This is a genomic window from Bacteroides sp. MSSM.1001136sp1_RTP21357st2_D2_RTP21359_211015 (assembly GCF_040913205.1).
GTDB classification, from domain to species: domain Bacteria; phylum Bacteroidota; class Bacteroidia; order Bacteroidales; family Bacteroidaceae; genus Bacteroides; species Bacteroides ovatus.
The window spans coordinates 338,806-357,095 of sequence record NZ_JBDFVF010000002.1 but is presented as its reverse complement, the minus strand read 5'-3'; the positions used below and the strand labels follow the sequence as shown (position 1 = coordinate 357,095).

The 18,290-nt window shown below is 38.0% G+C and carries 13 protein-coding genes and 1 CRISPR repeat array; of the genes, 3 read left to right on the top strand and 10 right to left on the bottom strand.

What is annotated here, in order from left to right; genetic code table 11:
- Window positions 1-178: 178 nt before the first annotated feature.
- The 8 genes from AB5217_RS03110 to AB5217_RS03075 all read right to left on the bottom strand — a co-directional run bounded on the left by AB5217_RS03110 (window position 179) and on the right by AB5217_RS03075 (window position 13,220).
- The gene (locus AB5217_RS03110; protein WP_032846614.1) at window positions 179-400 is read right to left on the bottom strand and encodes a DUF4248 domain-containing protein; all 222 of its coding nucleotides are present in this window, start codon (window positions 398-400) and stop codon (window positions 179-181) included.
- A gap of 290 nt (window positions 401-690) precedes the next feature.
- A CRISPR array of direct repeats spans window positions 691-2,571; the repeat unit is 47 nt; unit sequence GTTGTGATTTGCTTTCAAATTAGTATCTTTGAACCATTGGGAACAAT.
- 108 nt (window positions 2,572-2,679) lie between these two features.
- The gene (cas2, locus tag AB5217_RS03105; RefSeq protein WP_009001195.1) at window positions 2,680-3,012 is read right to left on the bottom strand and encodes a CRISPR-associated endonuclease Cas2; all 333 of its coding nucleotides are present in this window, start codon (window positions 3,010-3,012) and stop codon (window positions 2,680-2,682) included.
- Window positions 3,012-3,944 (bottom strand): type II CRISPR-associated endonuclease Cas1, encoded by a 933-nt coding sequence (gene cas1, locus AB5217_RS03100; RefSeq protein ID WP_009001196.1) that lies wholly within the window; start codon window positions 3,942-3,944, stop codon window positions 3,012-3,014. Before cas1 ends, cas2 begins: the two co-directional genes overlap by 1 nt.
- Entirely contained in the window at window positions 3,937-4,950 is a 1,014-nt protein-coding gene (locus AB5217_RS03095) for a virulence RhuM family protein (protein ID WP_009001197.1), read from the bottom strand. Before AB5217_RS03095 ends, cas1 begins: the two co-directional genes overlap by 8 nt.
- Window positions 4,947-9,479, bottom strand: a complete 4,533-nt coding sequence (gene cas9, locus AB5217_RS03090) for a type II CRISPR RNA-guided endonuclease Cas9 (protein ID WP_032854820.1) — start codon at window positions 9,477-9,479, stop codon at window positions 4,947-4,949. The genes AB5217_RS03095 and cas9 overlap by 4 nt, the downstream gene beginning before the upstream one ends.
- An 883-nt stretch (window positions 9,480-10,362) precedes the next feature.
- Window positions 10,363-11,487, bottom strand: a complete 1,125-nt coding sequence (dprA, locus tag AB5217_RS03085) for a DNA-processing protein DprA (RefSeq protein WP_032845594.1) — start codon at window positions 11,485-11,487, stop codon at window positions 10,363-10,365.
- On the bottom strand, window positions 11,484-11,885 hold the full coding sequence (locus AB5217_RS03080) for an acyl-CoA thioesterase (RefSeq protein ID WP_004302689.1): 402 nt from the start codon (window positions 11,883-11,885) through the stop codon (window positions 11,484-11,486). Before AB5217_RS03080 ends, dprA begins: the two co-directional genes overlap by 4 nt.
- Before the next feature lie 45 nt (window positions 11,886-11,930).
- Window positions 11,931-13,220, bottom strand: a complete 1,290-nt coding sequence (locus AB5217_RS03075; protein ID WP_004302691.1) for a peptidase U32 family protein — start codon at window positions 13,218-13,220, stop codon at window positions 11,931-11,933.
- 124 nt (window positions 13,221-13,344) lie between these two features.
- On the opposite strand from AB5217_RS03075, the gene dusB reads away from it, so the two are divergent.
- Window positions 13,345-14,340, top strand: a complete 996-nt coding sequence (gene dusB / locus AB5217_RS03070) for a tRNA dihydrouridine synthase DusB (protein WP_004322952.1) — start codon at window positions 13,345-13,347, stop codon at window positions 14,338-14,340.
- 90 nt (window positions 14,341-14,430) lie between these two features.
- Here dusB and AB5217_RS03065 read toward each other — a convergent pair whose 3' ends face one another.
- Together AB5217_RS03065 and AB5217_RS03060 are read right to left on the bottom strand one after the other, a co-directional pair.
- Window positions 14,431-15,396, bottom strand: a complete 966-nt coding sequence (locus AB5217_RS03065; RefSeq protein ID WP_004312256.1) for a phosphatase PAP2 family protein — start codon at window positions 15,394-15,396, stop codon at window positions 14,431-14,433.
- The gene (locus AB5217_RS03060) at window positions 15,387-16,394 is read right to left on the bottom strand and encodes an NAD-dependent epimerase/dehydratase family protein (protein WP_004322948.1); all 1,008 of its coding nucleotides are present in this window, start codon (window positions 16,392-16,394) and stop codon (window positions 15,387-15,389) included. The genes AB5217_RS03065 and AB5217_RS03060 overlap by 10 nt, the downstream gene beginning before the upstream one ends.
- A 44-nt stretch (window positions 16,395-16,438) precedes the next feature.
- Here AB5217_RS03060 and AB5217_RS03055 point away from each other — a divergent pair, with 44 nt between their 5' ends.
- The gene (locus tag AB5217_RS03055; RefSeq protein WP_004302699.1) at window positions 16,439-17,041 is read left to right on the top strand and encodes an RNA polymerase sigma-70 factor; all 603 of its coding nucleotides are present in this window, start codon (window positions 16,439-16,441) and stop codon (window positions 17,039-17,041) included.
- Between the two features lie 62 nt (window positions 17,042-17,103).
- Window positions 17,104-18,267 carry a FecR family protein gene (locus AB5217_RS03050; protein WP_004322945.1) on the top strand — a complete coding sequence of 388 codons (1,164 nt, stop codon included), beginning with the start codon at window positions 17,104-17,106 and terminating at the stop codon, window positions 18,265-18,267.
- The last annotated feature ends 23 nt before the right edge of the window (window positions 18,268-18,290 follow it).

The window sequence follows — 18,290 nt, the reverse complement described above, 5'->3', positions numbered from 1 at the left end:
GAAAAAAGTTTATCTTTTCTGCATAAACGACTTTTGAGTTTCTAATAAACTCTCAACAAGTTTATTAAAAACCCGAATGTAGCTTTCAGAAGGATTTACGTTGAATTTATGCAACAAAAAAGGCTACAAACCCTATAAAAGGTTGCAGCCTCAAGCTTTTAATCGGGTCGTCTATACCCTAATACTCATAAGGATCTCCTAGATGTTTTGTTATAATCTTATACTGTTTCATCGTCAAATAACGATGATTATACGGCATATAACCAGTCGGTACAAGCTCTTTGGTCAACGGGTTACAGTCTTTAATCCATCGGCTCAGACAACGCACTGCATTTTTACTGGTCGTACATCCGGGGAAGTACAATGCAGCTAATACAGCAAAAGATAAGATTCGTCTCATTTCGTTTTTAAAGTTTTAATTTGTCGTTTCATTGTTTCTTTCGTTCTACAAATATACAACATCAAAAAGCGTTTGTCAAGTCATTTGGGATTTTATCGTTAATATAAAGGAATACCCACCTTTATTAACCCAATTACTAAGCAATTGAAACAAATTGAGCATTCTCAATATTTAACGCTAGAATTAAGTCTAATGCTCACAAAAAGAAACTTAAAAATACTTATACGAAAATGACAATCTTTAAATCACAAGAAATAACATGTTTATATTAAAAAGAGATACATGAATGGATTGTGATTTACTTTTAAATTAGTAACTTTGAACCATTGGAAACAATAGAAATTAAAAAAAAAGTCAGCCAGCAGAGTTGTGATTTGCTTTCAAATTAGTATCTTTGAACCATTGGGAACAATTAAATAAATGTTCCATGTCTGCCATACCTGTTGTGATTTGCTTTCAAATTAGTATCTTTGAACCATTGGGAACAATTGTGACGTCTTAGAACCTTTCACCGCTGCGGTTGTGATTTGCTTTCAAATTAGTATCTTTGAACCATTGGGAACAATCGGTTATAGCCCAATATAGAGCCTTTTCCGTTGTGATTTGCTTTCAAATTAGTATCTTTGAACCATTGGGAACAATTAGGGGGTTAGAGCTATATTGTAAAAGATGGTTGTGATTTGCTTTCAAATTAGTATCTTTGAACCATTGGGAACAATAGACTCTAATGCAGAGAATGCTAACAATAGTTGTGATTTGCTTTCAAATTAGTATCTTTGAACCATTGGGAACAATTTTGATCATATTGTCTGTAAACTTGTTGCTGTTGTGATTTGCTTTCAAATTAGTATCTTTGAACCATTGGGAACAATTGTATTACAACGACCTATAGCAACAGAAGGTTGTGATTTGCTTTCAAATTAGTATCTTTGAACCATTGGGAACAATCATATTAATTTACTTTAAATCCATTCTGTGTTGTGATTTGCTTTCAAATTAGTATCTTTGAACCATTGGGAACAATCCCACGCTAACAAATCCTTCTTAGACATTTGTTGTGATTTGCTTTCAAATTAGTATCTTTGAACCATTGGGAACAATATGGGCGCAAATGTATTTAGTCGATGGCGGGTTGTGATTTGCTTTCAAATTAGTATCTTTGAACCATTGGGAACAATAGCAGCAAGTAGAAGCGATAGAACGGAACGTTGTGATTTGCTTTCAAATTAGTATCTTTGAACCATTGGGAACAATAAATCTATAATGTGTATCGTCTTGTCAGAGTTGTGATTTGCTTTCAAATTAGTATCTTTGAACCATTGGGAACAATTCCCACAATGCTTCAGACAGCTTATTTCCGTTGTGATTTGCTTTCAAATTAGTATCTTTGAACCATTGGGAACAATAACAGTGAATGAAGAATCGACAATAATTAGTTGTGATTTGCTTTCAAATTAGTATCTTTGAACCATTGGGAACAATTATGATATTTGAGCAAGAAGTTACAGATAAGTTGTGATTTGCTTTCAAATTAGTATCTTTGAACCATTGGGAACAATAAACCGGGATAAGAAGTGACGTGCACCCGAGTTGTGATTTGCTTTCAAATTAGTATCTTTGAACCATTGGGAACAATCCTGGGATAAAACATACCTATCAAGATGCCGTTGTGATTTGCTTTCAAATTAGTATCTTTGAACCATTGGGAACAATTCTGTTTCAAAGAATAATCAAAACTCGACTGTTGTGATTTGCTTTCAAATTAGTATCTTTGAACCATTGGGAACAATGAGTTAGTGACAGAGCAATTATTAGGAGAGTTGTGATTTGCTTTCAAATTAGTATCTTTGAACCATTGGGAACAATCAAACAATAACCAACAGTCCTAGACTTTAGTTGTGATTTGCTTTCAAATTAGTATCTTTGAACCATTGGGAACAATAATACCTCCATTTTTCCGGGAAGCCAGCAGTTGTGATTTGCTTTCAAATTAGTATCTTTGAACCATTGGGAACAATGCTGATAGTGGTCTAACAAACCATTATAAGTTGTGATTTGCTTTCAAATTAGTATCTTTGAACCATTGGGAACAATGCGCATGGGGTTGGCGAACCACCAGTACATGTTGTGATTTGCTTTCAAATTAGTATCTTTGAACCATTGGGAACAATACATTTCATATAATAAGATGTAATTCAATTAGTTACAAAGAAGATTAGAAAAGAAAAAAGAAGACTGTTCCCAACACAAAATCTCGCATTAATGCGAGATTTTGTGTTCTAAAACAATTCCAATTGCTGCCCTGGTGTATTGACACTCTGCGCCTTCTTTCCATAGAAAAGTTCTATGTCCCCAAATTGTTTATCCGTAATACACATGACTCCGACATGCCCTAGTTCCGGAAGAAAAGATTTAACTCTTTTTATATGTACTGCTGCATTCTCGCTACTAGCACAGTGACGTACATAAATGGAAAACTGAAACATCGTAAAACCATCTTTTTGCAGATTCTTTCTGAAATCCGCATAAGCCTTCTTTTCCTTCTTCGTTTCAGTTGGCAAATCAAAAAGAACGAGCACCCACATTATACGATATTCACTAAGACGATCCATTACCGTTCGGGATAGGCAACTCGGCGAAGCTCTCCATTGAAACATTTATAAAGTGAGGCAGTAGTTTGCCCCACAGCAATCATCAACGGACTGCGTTTACCTCCAATTATTACTTCCAATGTCGGAATAATAAGCAATCGCGTTTTCACCTCTTTCGTTAGCTCCACACCCATTCCATACTCCTGTATCAAGCTAAATACTAATTCATCCACATAAGGACGATAAGGTTCCATAATATCATCCGCCAAGCAATAAGCATTGTATCGATTATGATGATGGATACCCAAAGTAGGAAGTAATCCACTTATTACCAACCCACGTGCTACCACTGCACGAAGAATTGCATATCCGTAGTTTAATAGGTTATTTGGAGGAATACCTTCACGATCTCGCGTAAAACCGTCAACATCTGCAAATAAAGATTTCCAATAATATGCAGCAGCACGTGCTTCCAAATTATCAGGGTCGCCACTACGTACATCAGCTGCCCACACGCGCATACACTTTACCTCTTCATTCATACAATCTTTGAGCACAGATGCTTGGTTGTTAATCTTCGCCTGAATAGTTTGTTGCCAAAGTTGTTTCTTCAACGGCAACGAAGCGTCTAATTGTTCACGAAAACGCTCATTCTGCGTTGTATTTCCATAAAGAGGAAGCATCAGTCCAACTGGCATACTCTTACTATCGCAAGTGATTACAGAGCAAGTGTTTTCAAGCAAAGCCTCCAACACACCGGAAGTGATGGTGATTTGCTTGTTATCCAAAACTACAATGCCAATGTCTTCTATAGGTTTTGTCACTTCCGCCTGCTTTTTCAATACTTCCGGTAAGGCCGTTGCTTTTTCCACATCAGGCAATTTAATAACTAACTGCGCATTGCGCAACGACAGATAAACCGGATTTCCGAAATAAAGTGTTTTCTTAATCATGATTCATTCCTTTCAAAAGTTTATCAAAGTCCGATTCGTAATTCCGAAGTTGCCTAGTATGAAACTTGTCATATTCTTGTTCCGCCAATGCTTTGGCGACCTCATGGCTCACCTGCCCACTATGTTGCAATACCGCTTCTTCGTTAAATTGCAAGAATGCATCTAGCTTCTTCACCCAATCTTTCATATACATCACCTGTCCTTTTTTCGCTTGACGTTCTGCATAATCCAAATACATCGAAACAATACGATTCAAATCATCCATTTCAGTTTCATTGAGATAGTTCTTTGCGATGGATACATCCGGTTTACGAATCATCCCGTTAGGCGCATTTTTCCAAGTAGTCAATCCCATATTAGGTTTCTCTGCATCCACACGGGCAACAATTATCTCCGCTGCCGTCTGTCCGGAAATTGCCCAATGCAACTTATTCTGAACAGTTGCAAAAAACGTCTTTGTCACCTCGCTACCAGCTTCGTAATCAGCACTACATTGCGAATAAATATCAGTTATCTTCTGATAAAAACGACGTTCACTGCTACGAATATCACGAATACGAGCCAATTGCTCCTCGAAATAATCTTTGCCGAATAGCATTTGTGGATTTTTTAATCGCTCGTCGTTCATGGCAAAACCCTTAATCAAATATTCTTTCAGTACGCTGTTTGCCCAGATTCTAAAATGTGTGGCCTGAATGCTGTTGACACGGTAGCCTACGGATAAGATAGCATCAAGATTGTATAGCTTCGTTTGATACTTTTTACCATCAGCAGCAGTTAGTGCAATTTTTGCACTAACTGAATCCTCCTGCAATTCAGCCGTTTGAAAGATATTCTTCAAATGTTTTGTCACTACGCTTCTATCTACTCCAAACAATTGCGCAATCTTATCCTGTGTCAGCCAAACTGTTTCATTAAAAATATAGATTTCGACTTTCACTTCTCCATTACTGTCTTTGTAAAGAAAGAAATCAGAGGGAATTGGGGTGTTATTGTTTTTATTCATAAGCCAGATATTCCTTTAATATTTCCTAATCGATCAACTTTTAGTTTTATACAAACGTCTTTAATCATCTCGCCAGTCAGACTCCTTCCAATCTTATTCAATGACGAATATTCAACTTTGTTTACTATAGGACTTGCTACATAATAAGGAACAAAATGGCACTCTGAACCTGTACAACTTACCATTTTATAAATTCTCTTCCGTTGTTCATTATTAAGTTGGTCCAAATTAACAGCGTGAATGTTTTCTCGTTCATCCTCTATAGGCACATATACCAAATCATTAGGAGATAAATAAAATAATAGACTATGTTCCTTTCTATTTTTTTCCGGAACCACACTTAATCCTTGTTTTAAACGTTCTATTACGATATTTAAAGGTATAGTTTCATAAGAACGAATACCATTTTCATCTACATATATAGCAAAGAACAAATTGGTTCCCTTTGCCGCTTCCACATATTTGTCTTTCTTGTTTCCTTTTACTCCAACAGAGAATTTATTACCAATTGTTTCATAAACACGAACTTTAAATATTGGAAGATGCAACTTCCCTTCATTAAGCTGAATGATATTCTTGTTCATCTCCTCAATACCTTCAGGAGAGAACGCAATTTCAACCTTATTCCCTTTTGCCTCTAAATGATTAAGCAAGATTTTTTGTATGCCAGTGTCTGTTACAGATCCTTGAATAAACTTTTCTGTAAAAGATGTATCTACATTTTTTCGCACCGCCGCATTTTCTTCATCAAAATAATACATTTTTACTTTTGATACATCTACTTCTCCAAACTGGTACTTCCGATCTTTAAAATATCGCAAGATTGTATCCACATCAAATTTACCATATTGACAGGTAAGCCGTTTTATTTCTTGTTTTAGCTTTTTATCGACTATCTTTTTCCAATCTTTTAAAGCCTCACTCAAACGCACGGTTTTTCTTTTACGAAGTGATACTTTTGCAAATACAGTTTCTTTGTGTAGAGGTTTACGAATTGCCCAATTAAGACCTTTCTGGCCTACCTTTATCTTTTTACCGTTTTCATATTTCGTATATATATTGGTTGCCTTATTAATTATACGCAGGTTTTGTTTAAAGCTAACAATAATTTTTTCCAATTCATTACGGGCATCAACAGTGAAATTATCCCATGGCTTTTTAAATTCTTTCGGAATATCTTTTGTTACATTGTTCTTTGTTTGCGGGTCAATATATGTCACTCGCTCAAACAATCGTAATTTTCGTTGTAAATCATATCGAATTGTATCTGTATTTGCATGTTTATTGTTTAACAGATTGACATGGTCACGAGTTGCACAGGCTATTACCAAAGCATCCATTGCATGATGCCGATGATCAATACGCTTCTTTTGAAACCCTTTTGATAGTTCTAATGGAACAGTAGGCAAATATTTTTGATGTTGTTCATTCCAACTGGTGAATGCGATAGTCTTTGCCAACTCATTCATCCGCACAAAACGAGGAAGAATCAAATCATTCCAAACATCATTCAACCCCCAATCTTGTTTCAACATAGTTGTAATCTTGCCATTTACAGGAAGTACATTTTTTGAGTTTACTCCATTGTCATTTTCTTTTGCACGTACAAGATTTGACAAAAGAGGGAGAACAAATTTGCTGATGTAACGTGTATCATTCATTTGGCGTTCTATCATCTTTTCAGGTATTTCTTCCAATAGAAGCTTTGTCCTCTTGGAATGATTATAAGCATAATGCTGCTTTACAAAATTCTGATACGCCTCCTCATCAAAGATAGTTACTTTTTGTCCAAAGCCTGTTTCCACAATCTGCCCATGGTAGTTTTTTATAAACTCCAACCCTAAACATTTATCCTTCAATTTATTTACAGCGGCCTCACAAATTACTTTATTACTGAAACTATCATCATAGTAACGAGATTTTGGAATGATATGCTCAATCTGATATTCTTCGGTAAAGAGCTTCCCTAACGGGATGACCTTACCCGTATATGGAGAACAATATTTTTGCTCCAACCATAGTTTGTAGCGTTGTAGTTCTGTCGTTGTGGGTTGTGCAACCCTGCTTATTTTCTTTATATCTTCCTTTACCTTTTCATCCTTTTCGTTATCAAGCCCAGTGCTAATTGCATACTCTTCATATATTTTCAGAATATCCTGTTGCGTGGGTGAATAAGGACGGACATTTTCAACCTCCAATTTGCCATCAGAATTATTCTTTAATTCCATTAATAATGCTTTGATTCGCAAATTGGTATTCTCATTTTCTGTTACAACATTAACTATTTTTTTCCTTTCGTCAGCAGTGTTCTTCATATCACGTCCAAGCTCAACATGGATTTCACTAAAAAAGTTTTCTGCTCCTTGTCCGTATTTTCGCCAAATATCTCTCACTACCCGTAAAGTTTCCGTAATTATTTGTTCTACAATCGGATTACGTAAGGAATGCTGTTTAAACTCATTCAAATACTTTTCTAAATCAGCAACCGAATGCCATTTTCCTGCAATATCTGCTTCTGAATGTCGCCCATAAACAAGATATTGAGCCAACCATAACTGTAAACCTTGAAAATCGTTTTCATTAGTTAAAGCAATAGACTTTTCACGAACTATATCCTTAATTTCCTCATCATACTCGCCTGTGATTATTTTGGATATTCTATTTTGGGTATTATTATCAATATCATTCCATTTCCAGTATTTCCCCAAACGCATCAAAGGTAACAGTTTCTTTATTGCTTTTTCGGAGAATGATCCATATTCATTTTTAAAAGGAGGAATTTTCTTGAAATTATCTACAAAAGAAGCAATATCTAAATCATACTTTTTTGCAAAAGTTCTCAACGCTTTCTCAAACTCATTTTTATCTGTAACAGAATAAATGATATGCCAAAGTTTTTGTTCTATTTCTTTTGTAAAGAAATTATCTGGAATATTTTCTACTTTAGCCAAACGTGTAGAAATCATCGTTTTTGTTTCACTGCAAGGATATATCTTATCTTCAACATAATTCCATCGATATGCCTCTGTCTTTACCTGTTTTTTCAGACCTTTTGCCTTTATCAAATATTCAAGCAAAGGTTTCTGTTCTATACTTTTCCTATTACTTAAGAAATCAAATAGCTGTTCTTTATCTTCAATGTTTGCAATAAATTGCAAAGTAACATCTTCGTCATCTTCCTTCCGATATATCTTCAAATTGTACAGCCATTGCCATATACGGAATTCCTGATAAAGAGGATTGGATTTTGAAATGACCTTCAGATACTCTTTAATATTATTTCCATCTTTATCTTTGTATGTTTTAAATTCAAGTATGCAATCACCTATCGCAGACTTCTGACTCCGTAATGGTCTCTGATAAAATAAAATATCGTCCAAGAATAAATGAACAAAATCTCTTTTACTTAAAATAAATTGGTACGTCTCATTACTCCGATATAACTCTCTTACACAGTCGTTGTATAAATCTTCATCTCTCAATTCGGGATGAAACTCTCTTTGTTTCTCAAGAATTTGTTTCAGTTCATCCTTGTAGAACTTACGTTCGATTGTCCGTACAAGCTTTCCACGAACTTTTTGCATAGGATTTTGCAGTAATGTCTCATAGACATACGCACCAACTGTTTTATGAGACTTTTCTATATCACTCTCCGTCTTCTTTTTCAACAATACCCAATCATTTTCGCTTGGCGCACGAAAAGACCGCTTTTCTATTCCTTCCTTATCTTTTTTAACCGTCCCGTCGTCGTTCAAATCTGTAGTAACAATAAAATCACGTGTTTTATCTTTCCATCCAAATAACGGAATCTTACTGGAGCGACGATAAATCCAGCCGTTTTCTAAATGTAAAGAATACCATATATCACTTTTACTATTCGGTTTTTCATCGGCTATGACATCCACTATTTTCAATGAATAATATTCTACTAATTTATTAGGGTTCTCTTCCTCTTCTTCCCCTCTTAATTGATAATATCCCCGTTTCTGATTGAAATTTAATAAAATCCAAGCTAGTTCTTCCTTCTCTATCTCTTGAGAAAGAGCTTTCTTACGCAAATAATAGATAGTCCAATCATATGGGATTTTTTTATCTTCTCTAACCACCCCCTTATTCTTAAATTCTTCTATCATTTCATTAAAAGACTGTTGAAAAATAAACTCGAACCTCCCTTCATCATTTTGTTTCCAAGCTAGTTTGGGCTCCTTTTCATCAAAAAATTGTCCTAATCGCTTCTCAAAATCTATTTGAGAAGCATAATGTTCGGGTAAAAACTTCATCATATTCAAAACACGAATCAGACGCTCACGACGTAATAATGCTCTTTCGCGCAATCGGCGTGTGCCACGATAGACCGTTCGCGCAGCTGTTTGAGTCTCTACCGGATTCCCCCCACTGAAAGTATCCAACACACCCTGATCCATAGGAATAATCCGACTACCCATTCCTAAAATTCTCTGCTCTTCGCTGTCAACCAATGCCCAACCAATACTGTTGGTTCCCAAATCCAGTCCTAATATTCTTTTCATATTTGCCCTATCTTATTATAACTCATCAAATATATTAATATTTTTCCACAAATTAGACATTAAAACAAAATAAATTACTATCTTTGTCACACTAATTAAAAGCAAATCACAATAAGGATTATTCCGTTGTGAAAACATTCAAGGTGGGGCATTTGCCTCGCCTTTTTTGTACTACTACAAACAAAACATCCCATATCAGCAGATAGGTTATATCATCCTTCAACACCAAATTCTTCGAATGAATCACATAATCTCCTTCTATACATTTATGAGAACTTTTTGTTGATTTTCCCCAATAGTCCTCGTAACACTTTTCTTTATTATATAAAATTTATGCTCCGTAGTGACAAGCATTAGTGTTATAGCATTCTCATAAAAGCATTCATTGGTAGTCATTGAATTTGACAGCAAAAAAATCCACCATGGCTATTATGAAAAGATGATTCTATATATTACACAGCAACATACAAGTACACATTTTCCTTTAAAAGGAACACCTCGTTGGTTTTAAAGGAACGATGCCTTGGTTTTAAACCAACGGGGCGTTCCTTTTAAACCAACAAAGCACTTATTTTAAGCCTTATTTCACGAACCCTTCGAATGACCATGAAAACATATTCAAGAAAGCTTGCATTTCTTTCCATTACTTACCATGAAAGTGCCAAACTTTATCCATTAGAAGTGCGTCGTGTCCGATAACAGTGAAAATCAGTGAAAGAATTTAAAAGAGAAACAAATACAACAGAATTATTTGGAAAGAATAAGTTGAACGCTTACATTTGTCATGTGATTTTTTTCATAGTATTAGATTTAAGGTTAACAAAGGTTGGAGCAAGGCGTTGCTCCTTTTTTTATATCCATATATGAGGTTAGTCTATACGAGTTAATTCAATAACTGATACATTCCTCCTGCCAATACACGAACTACTCCTTTCATTTCCAGTTCAAAAAGAATAGCATTTATCTTATGTACGGGAATATCTGCTTCTACTACCAGAGAATTAATCTGTAAATTCCCCTGTTTCTCCAGAATAGAGACAATCTTCTGTTCTTCTTCGGACAAGTCGAGAAAAAGACTACGTTGCACATTTACTTTTTCGGAAGAAGTTGTTGGTATATTCCATCCCATTGCCTGTACAAGATCTTCAGCCGATAATAGTAAGGAAGCCTTATTATCTCTAATCAACCGATTACACCCCTTTGAATATTCATCATTTATCCGGCCGGGAAAAGCAAAACAATCGCGATGATAGCCTTCAGCAAGTTCAGCAGTGATTAATGAGCCTCCTTTTTCTGCCGATTCAATGACAACCGTAGCATCACACATACCTGCGACAATGCGGTTACGACTGACGAAATTATGTTTGTCGGGATTCGTACCGGACAGAAATTCGGTCAATAGTCCTCCTTTTTCGAGCATATCAATGGCTGTTTTCCGATGGACATAAGGATAAATACGATCCAGACCGTGGGCAAGGACACCTACCGTAGGCAGATCATTGACCAGCGCTTCACGATGCGCATGAATATCGATTCCGTAAGCAAGTCCACTGACCACCAACACATCAGGACAAAGTGTTTTCAGATCGCGTAAGAAAGAGGCGCAAATCCGGGTACCATAATCAGTGGCATTACGGGTTCCTACCATATTCAGGATATGAAGGGAATTCAAATCGGTATTTCCTTTAAAGAAAAGGACAATAGGAGCATCTTCACATTCCCGCAAACGAGAAGGATAAGCCTCGTCATGGAAAGTCAGGCAGGAGATCCGGTTCTTCCGGATAAATTCATATTCCTGTTCGGCACGGATCACAGCTTGTGGACAATCCAACGCATCTACCACCCGTTGACTCACTTCAGGAATACGTTCCGGTATTTCTTTACGCAGACGGAAGACATCAACAGCATTATTCATTCCGTCTATCAGATGTTTCGCCCCTATGTGCCCGATACCGGGCACCATTGTCAGGGCGATACTATAAATCTGTTCTTCCTCGGAACTGCTCATTTCAGGTAAGGGGCAAAGACGCTATCGAATAATTCGCTGTCACTCAAACGTCCGTTTACCACACATACCGTTTCAACAGTGGATTTCACTACTACTTTATTATCACTCTTACGGAAAATATCCTGATAGAATACATATTTGATACCTTCCTTCTTCATATAGAGTTTAGAGACAAACTCGTCTCCGCTTTTCAACGGCGTTTTGAATGCCATATTAATGCGTGCCACTACCGGATCGACTCCCTGTTCGTGGAGTGCAGCAAAACTGATGCCTACCGACGTCAGAAACTCATGGCGGGTATGTTCCAAATAATGCTGATAGTTCGCATTATTAACAATCCCTTGAAGGTCGCACTCGTAATCACGCACCTTCATTTCCAATTCATAGATATAGTTCATCAATTAAAAATTGAAGATTAAAAATTAAAAGTTGAGAAATAGCAGTTAGCCTCTTTTTTGCTCAATATCGAGTCCTTTGAACTTCTTCAGTTCTTCGGTTGATACCAGTTTATACAGCTTGTCACTGGGGCGTATCTTATCTGATTTCATGGAGAAGTGCTGGCCTTTCTTCACAGTCTGCACGGATTCCAAGTCAACACGGGCTTCTTCCAAAGTCATGAATAGAGCACCTGTGGTCGGTCCGGTAATGAGAAGTTTATCGCCTACGCTAACTTCCGCAGCCTCTACCAGAAATTCGGAAACTCCAATGTTAGAGAAGTATTTGATACCTTTACCTACATATATCTTACGTTCCGTAGCTGCCGAGCCATAGTTTCTGGTCCATTCGCCTAAACGTTGTCCCAAATAATAGCCATCCCAAAAGCCGCGGTTGAATACTGTTTTCAGACGTTCGTCCCAAGCTGCAATCTTTTCATCGGTAAATGTTCCTTCCAGATAAGCTTTGATAGCCTCTTTGTAACATTCTACCACTGTACGTACATATTCAGGTCCACGGGCACGGCCTTCAATTTTGAATACACGCACACCGGCATCCAACATCTTATTCATAAAGTGGATGGTCTTCAAATCTTTCGGTGACATGATATATTCGTTATCAATATCCAGTTCCACATCCGTCTCTTTGTCACGGACTGTATAGGAACGGCGACACACCTGCATACAAGCGCCGCGATTGGCAGAATGGTTCATCTCATGCAAAGAGAGGTAACATTTACCCGATACAGCCATACAAAGCGCACCGTGACAGAACATCTCAATGCGAATCTGTTCACCGCTCGGACCACAAATATGTTCTTCCTGAATCTGGCGATAGATTTCGGCTACCTGCTCCAGATTCAACTCACGGGCCAATACTACCACATCTGCAAATTGTGCGTAGAATTTTAAAGCCTCTGCATTGGAGATGTTCAGTTGAGTGGAAAGGTGTACCTCCTGCCCTATCTGACGGGCATAGTTCATCACCGCCACATCGGCTGCAATCACCGCAGAGATTCCGGCTTCCTTGGCTGCATCGACAATGGTATGCATCAATGGAATATCTTTATCATAGATAATCGTGTTGACCGTCAAGTAACTTTTCATCCCGTGTTCATCACACGTACGGGCGATCTCCCGCAAATCATCAATCGTAAACGTATTGGCCGAACGGGCACGCATGTTCAGGTTTTCTATACCGAAATAGATAGAATCAGCACCTGCCTGAATAGCCGCAGCAAGAGATTCGCGCGAACCGACAGGAGCCATTATTTCAAAATCTTTCAAACTAAGACTCATAGAATATATACTTATTTGTATCAGTTAAGCAAATGAATGCGTACAAAGGTAGGCTTTTTTCCGTATTTTTGCAGCGAAAACAAGAAGTTACTTCAATCATAAACAGTAAATATCAGATTCATATATGAAGATAGGCCAAATAGATTTGGGTAAATATCCCATCTTACTTGCTCCGATGGAGGATGTGACTGATCCGGCTTTCCGCCTGATGTGCAAGAGGTTCGGAGCAGATATGGTATACACCGAATTTGTGTCGAGCGATGCGCTGATTCGCGCTGTCAGCAAGACTGCGCAGAAACTAAGTATCAGTGATGCCGAACGTCCCGTTGCCATCCAGATATACGGGAAAGATACGGAAACGATGGTGGAAGCTGCCAAGATTGTGGAACAGGCACAACCTGATATTCTGGATATCAATTTCGGATGCCCGGTAAAAAGAGTAGCCGGAAAAGGAGCAGGAGCAGGTATGTTACAGAATATCCCCAAGATGCTGGAGATCACCCGTGCGGTAGTAGATGCGGTGAAAATCCCCGTAACGGTCAAGACCCGCCTGGGATGGGATGCTAACAACAAAGTAATTGTAGAGCTAGCAGAACAGCTACAGGATTGTGGTATTGCTGCACTGACTATACATGGCCGCACCCGTGCACAAATGTATACCGGAGAAGCAGACTGGACATTAATAGGCGAAGTGAAGAATAATCCACGGATGCATATTCCTATTATCGGTAATGGTGACGTGACGACGCCTGAACGCAGCAAAGAGTGTTTTGACCGTTATGGAGTAGATGCTGTCATGATTGGTCGTGCCAGCTTTGGTCGTCCATGGATATTCAAAGAAGTGAAACACTATCTGGAGACTGGTGAAGAATTACCACCGCTAAGTTTCGACTGGTGCATGGAAGTGCTTCGCCAGGAAGTGGTCGACAGCGTAAATCTACTTGATGAGCGCAGAGGTATTCTGCACGTACGTCGTCATCTGGCTGCGAGCCCATTATTCAAAGGAATCCCTAATTTCCGTAATACGCGTATTGCCATGTTACGGGCAGAAACAAAGGAAGAGCTTTTCCGCATATTTGAAGAAATCACTTCCCAACGTAAAGAGAATCCGGAAGTTTAATCTACTATAGATCATAATCTTCATCCGCAAACTCTGATTCCTGCGGATGGAGATTACCTGTTTCAAAATACAGAAGTATATTCCAATTTTCTACTTAAACATCGGTTGTGCAAACCACTTCTTAAACATCCAGGTCACAACCACATACAATAGGAATGCAGAGAAAAACCCTACAATGGCATCAATCACATAATGTGCCTGAATATATACGGTAGCCCCGCAAAGCAACATATAGAAAGGTATCAGACAAGCAAACAATTTCTTGCTGCCACGCCATGCCATAATCATCAAAATAGTAGAAATACCGACGTGTGAACTGGGGAATGCTGCCGTAGGACGTTCGCCTACCTGCTGTGAGCCTTCCACTAAGCTATAAAAGAATCCATGCTGATAACCCGGTCCGGGAAGTAATTCCTGATTATGATTGAAATAGTCACCGATAGCAGGGAAAATACCTTTAGATACATTATCAATCCCGATGGCAGGGAAATAGAATTGAGGCCCCGCGACAGGAACGAATATATAAATCAGATAATAGATAAAGAAGGAAGTGACGAGAACAAAAGACATCTTTTCGAACCACTCAAACTTATAAATGAAATAAAACAATGCCACAATCAGCATCATCGGATAATAAAAGAAATATCCCATATTAAATGCTTCACTGACGATAAGGTGCGGAAACGTATGGCAAAACCAGATAGCAGGCTGACCATTGAAAATAAACTCCTCGGCAGTTGCAAATACATGGTCTAAATTCGGAAAGAAACGATTGAACTCGAAAGTATCCGGATACCAGTAAGACAATAGACTCATCTGGATAACAATGCGCACAAACGCTGAAAACTTACAGGGGGCAAGACGATAAAGATACATCAACAAAAAGGTCATCGCCGCGATCATAGCCCTATCCAGCAACATGTGCCATGGATGATCCATTCGCTGAAACAGGAATAGAATCAATATGGAAGTCAACAGATTATAAATCAGTGTAATCTTTTCCACAGCAAACAACCCTTTCCGGGTTTCTACGCGCTTAAATAAGTCTAAAGCCATCCTTCATTTTTATACCAGGCAATGGTTTCACGAACTCCCTTTTCCAAATCATATTCGGGTACATACCCAAGTTCTTTCATTACCGGGGATATGTCGCATTGCCAGTTGCGTTGTTTCATTATCTTATATTTATCCGAATTCAGGGTACTGCTCCTCCCGGAACGTGTAGCAATGAATTCAGCGAACAAAGATATAACTTTTAGCACAATTAATGGACATTTCAAGTGAAGAACAAACGGATTGCCCAATTCTTTTTGTATCAGATCCGAAAAGGCACGACTTTTATAGATTTTCCCATCTGTCAGGAAATACGCCTTTTGAACCACTTTTTTCTCCATTCCCAGAAAAATCGCCTGCACAATGTCCTTCACATAAACAAAAGTCAAGTCCTGGCGTCGAAAACCGACCGAAAAGTCTACATGCTTCTGAATGGACTTGGCCATCAGGAAATAGTCTGACTCACGGGGACCATAGACTCCCGTAGGACGATAAATGACATAAGGAAAACCGGGAATACTCTGAATATATAATTCCGCTTTCAATTTACTCAATCCATAAGCCGTATTAGGCATCGGAGTATCTTCTCCGCTTATCGGAGTATAATCCTTCTCACGTACAGGTCCGAATACACTCAACGTGCTAATATATATAAACTGCTTCGGAACCATATTCAATTCCTTCAGCGTGTCTATAAAATATTTAGTCTGAAGATAATTCACATAATCAAAGGTCTTTTTATCAGAACACTTTGTCACACCGGCGCAATGGATGATATAATCAAATTTGCTGTAAGTACCTTTATGCCCGGAGAGTTGGGCGCGAAGCTCATTGGGATGTGCAAAGTCCAGTTCCAGAAAGTGAATTTTCCGGTTCTTTAAATACCGCTTGCTACTCGTGGGGCGAATTCCGGCCCACACACCAAACTTTCGTTTCAACGCTTCTTCCACGATGAAACTTCCTATAAAACCACTTGCACCTGTAATTAAAACACTCTCCATTATTACTTCCCTGGTTCTACATGAATATTGATTCAAAAAATATGATGCCACAAAGATACGATAAATATAAAATAAAAGCCATTTTGCTTTTCTCAATTATTATTTGTTTATTTGCAATGCGATTTATTTACTATTCAACACTTTTAAAGCACGTGGAAGATAAGGCCGATTTTGATTTTCTTTTTAAAGAGTACTATCCTCAACTTTATTATTACGCATTTCATTTGATTAATAATATGGAGGCTAGTAAGGATATTGTCAGCGACGCCTTCGAATTTATTTGGGCCAATTATGCTAAAATAGATAAAGCCACAGCTAAATCTTATCTATATGTCTACGTTCGCAACAAAAGCATTGATTTCCTGCGGCATCAGAATACACACGAACAATACGTACAAATCTATTCCGAACTGACCAAAAGTTATGTTGAGACGGAGTATCAGGAGCAGGATGAAAGAATGATGCATATCAGTAAGGCGATGGAAAAACTGACTCCACATACCAGGCATATTTTAGAAGAATGTTATATTCAACGCAAAAAATATCAGGAAGTGGCAGAGGAATTAAATATTAGTGTCAGTGCAGTCAGGAAGCATATTGTGAAAGCATTACAGGTGATACGTGAAGAATGTGCAAAAAAATCATAAAGCAGGTGTCTTTATTTTATGATTAAACGTAATATAAATAAGTATGATACAGTCGAACAGTGATGAATAAAGATATTGACAATATAGATAGTACAGATAAATCTGTAGAGAAGGCACTCGACATTATGGAGAGCTCTTCAGAAATAAACGTCGAACAACTGCAGGAAATGCTTAAAGATGAAGAAACCCTGCAGGCTTGTCGCGACATCATGGATAGCAGCCTCTTCCTACAACAAAAAAGTGGAATGGAACTACCCAATATAGAGATGGAGCTAGAACGATTCAAGAAAAAACAATACACGGCAAGAATGCGTTCCAACTTCTGGAAAGTAAGTATGGGAATAGCCGCCATGATTGCCGTTCTATTTGGAACTTACTATCTTATCAATACCCTGACGACCCCTGCCCTGGAGCCAATCACAGTATTTACTGCGGATGCTGCCCCTCAACATATCACTCTGCAAAAAGATAACGGAGAAAAGATTGTATTAGACGAACCGCAATCAAACAATCAAACCTTACCACAGAAAATGATCTCAAAGTCCGAAAAGAAAGAATTGGATTACAGGCAAGTCATTTCAACGACCACTCAAACACATGTACTCACTGTTCCACGCGGTGAAAGTTTCAAGGTAGTGTTATGTGACGGCACGGAGGTCTGGCTCAATGCCAATAGTAACTTTGTCTATCCAACGGCCTTTATTGGCGACGAACGTATCGTCACTTTAGAAGGTGAGGCTTATTTTAAAGTGGCCAAAGATCCGGAGCGACCTTTCATCGTAAAAACCAAAACTGTGCAAACCCGCGTTCTCGGTACTGAATTTAATATACGCAGCTATACTCCTGAAGATACTCATGTAGTGCTTATTAATGGAAAAGTAGAAGTCAGCAATACCAAAGGAGGATCATATACCAGACTATATCCGGGAGAAGATGCACATCTGCAATCTGATGGCAACTTTATCCTGGCAGAAGTAGATCTAGACTCCTATGTTTATTGGAAAGACGGCTATTTCTACTTTGACAATGTCACATTGAAAGATATTATGCAAAATTTGGGACGTTGGTACAATGTAAACATAGAGTTCAGAAACAAAGAAGCGATGGAGTATAAAATGCACTTTATATCCGATCGTACCAAAGACCTGGAACATACGATCTCATTACTTAATAGAATGAAAAAAGTGACAGTCACCTTGCAAGGCAATACGCTTACTGTAGACTAGATTTTTATTGCATAAGTATAACT

What these genes read in the sequence shown, in the direction of transcription:
- AB5217_RS03110 (WP_032846614.1), bottom strand. Translation starts at nt 400, where the DNA reads ATGAGACGAATCTTATCTTTTGCTGTATTAGCTGCATTGTACTTCCCC.
- cas2 (WP_009001195.1), bottom strand. Translation starts at nt 3,012, where the DNA reads ATGGATCGTCTTAGTGAATATCGTATAATGTGGGTGCTCGTTCTTTTT.
- cas1 (WP_009001196.1), bottom strand. Translation starts at nt 3,944, where the DNA reads ATGATTAAGAAAACACTTTATTTCGGAAATCCGGTTTATCTGTCGTTG.
- AB5217_RS03095 (WP_009001197.1), bottom strand. Translation starts at nt 4,950, where the DNA reads ATGAATAAAAACAATAACACCCCAATTCCCTCTGATTTCTTTCTTTAC.
- cas9 (WP_032854820.1), bottom strand. Translation starts at nt 9,479, where the DNA reads ATGAAAAGAATATTAGGACTGGATTTGGGAACCAACAGTATTGGTTGG.
- dprA (WP_032845594.1), bottom strand. Translation starts at nt 11,487, where the DNA reads ATGAGCAGTTCCGAGGAAGAACAGATTTATAGTATCGCCCTGACAATG.
- AB5217_RS03080 (WP_004302689.1), bottom strand. Translation starts at nt 11,885, where the DNA reads ATGAACTATATCTATGAATTGGAAATGAAGGTGCGTGATTACGAGTGC.
- AB5217_RS03075 (WP_004302691.1), bottom strand. Translation starts at nt 13,220, where the DNA reads ATGAGTCTTAGTTTGAAAGATTTTGAAATAATGGCTCCTGTCGGTTCG.
- dusB (WP_004322952.1), top strand. Translation starts at nt 13,345, where the DNA reads ATGAAGATAGGCCAAATAGATTTGGGTAAATATCCCATCTTACTTGCT.
- AB5217_RS03065 (WP_004312256.1), bottom strand. Translation starts at nt 15,396, where the DNA reads ATGGCTTTAGACTTATTTAAGCGCGTAGAAACCCGGAAAGGGTTGTTT.
- AB5217_RS03060 (WP_004322948.1), bottom strand. Translation starts at nt 16,394, where the DNA reads ATGGAGAGTGTTTTAATTACAGGTGCAAGTGGTTTTATAGGAAGTTTC.
- AB5217_RS03055 (WP_004302699.1), top strand. Translation starts at nt 16,439, where the DNA reads ATGCCACAAAGATACGATAAATATAAAATAAAAGCCATTTTGCTTTTC.
- AB5217_RS03050 (WP_004322945.1), top strand. Translation starts at nt 17,104, where the DNA reads ATGAATAAAGATATTGACAATATAGATAGTACAGATAAATCTGTAGAG.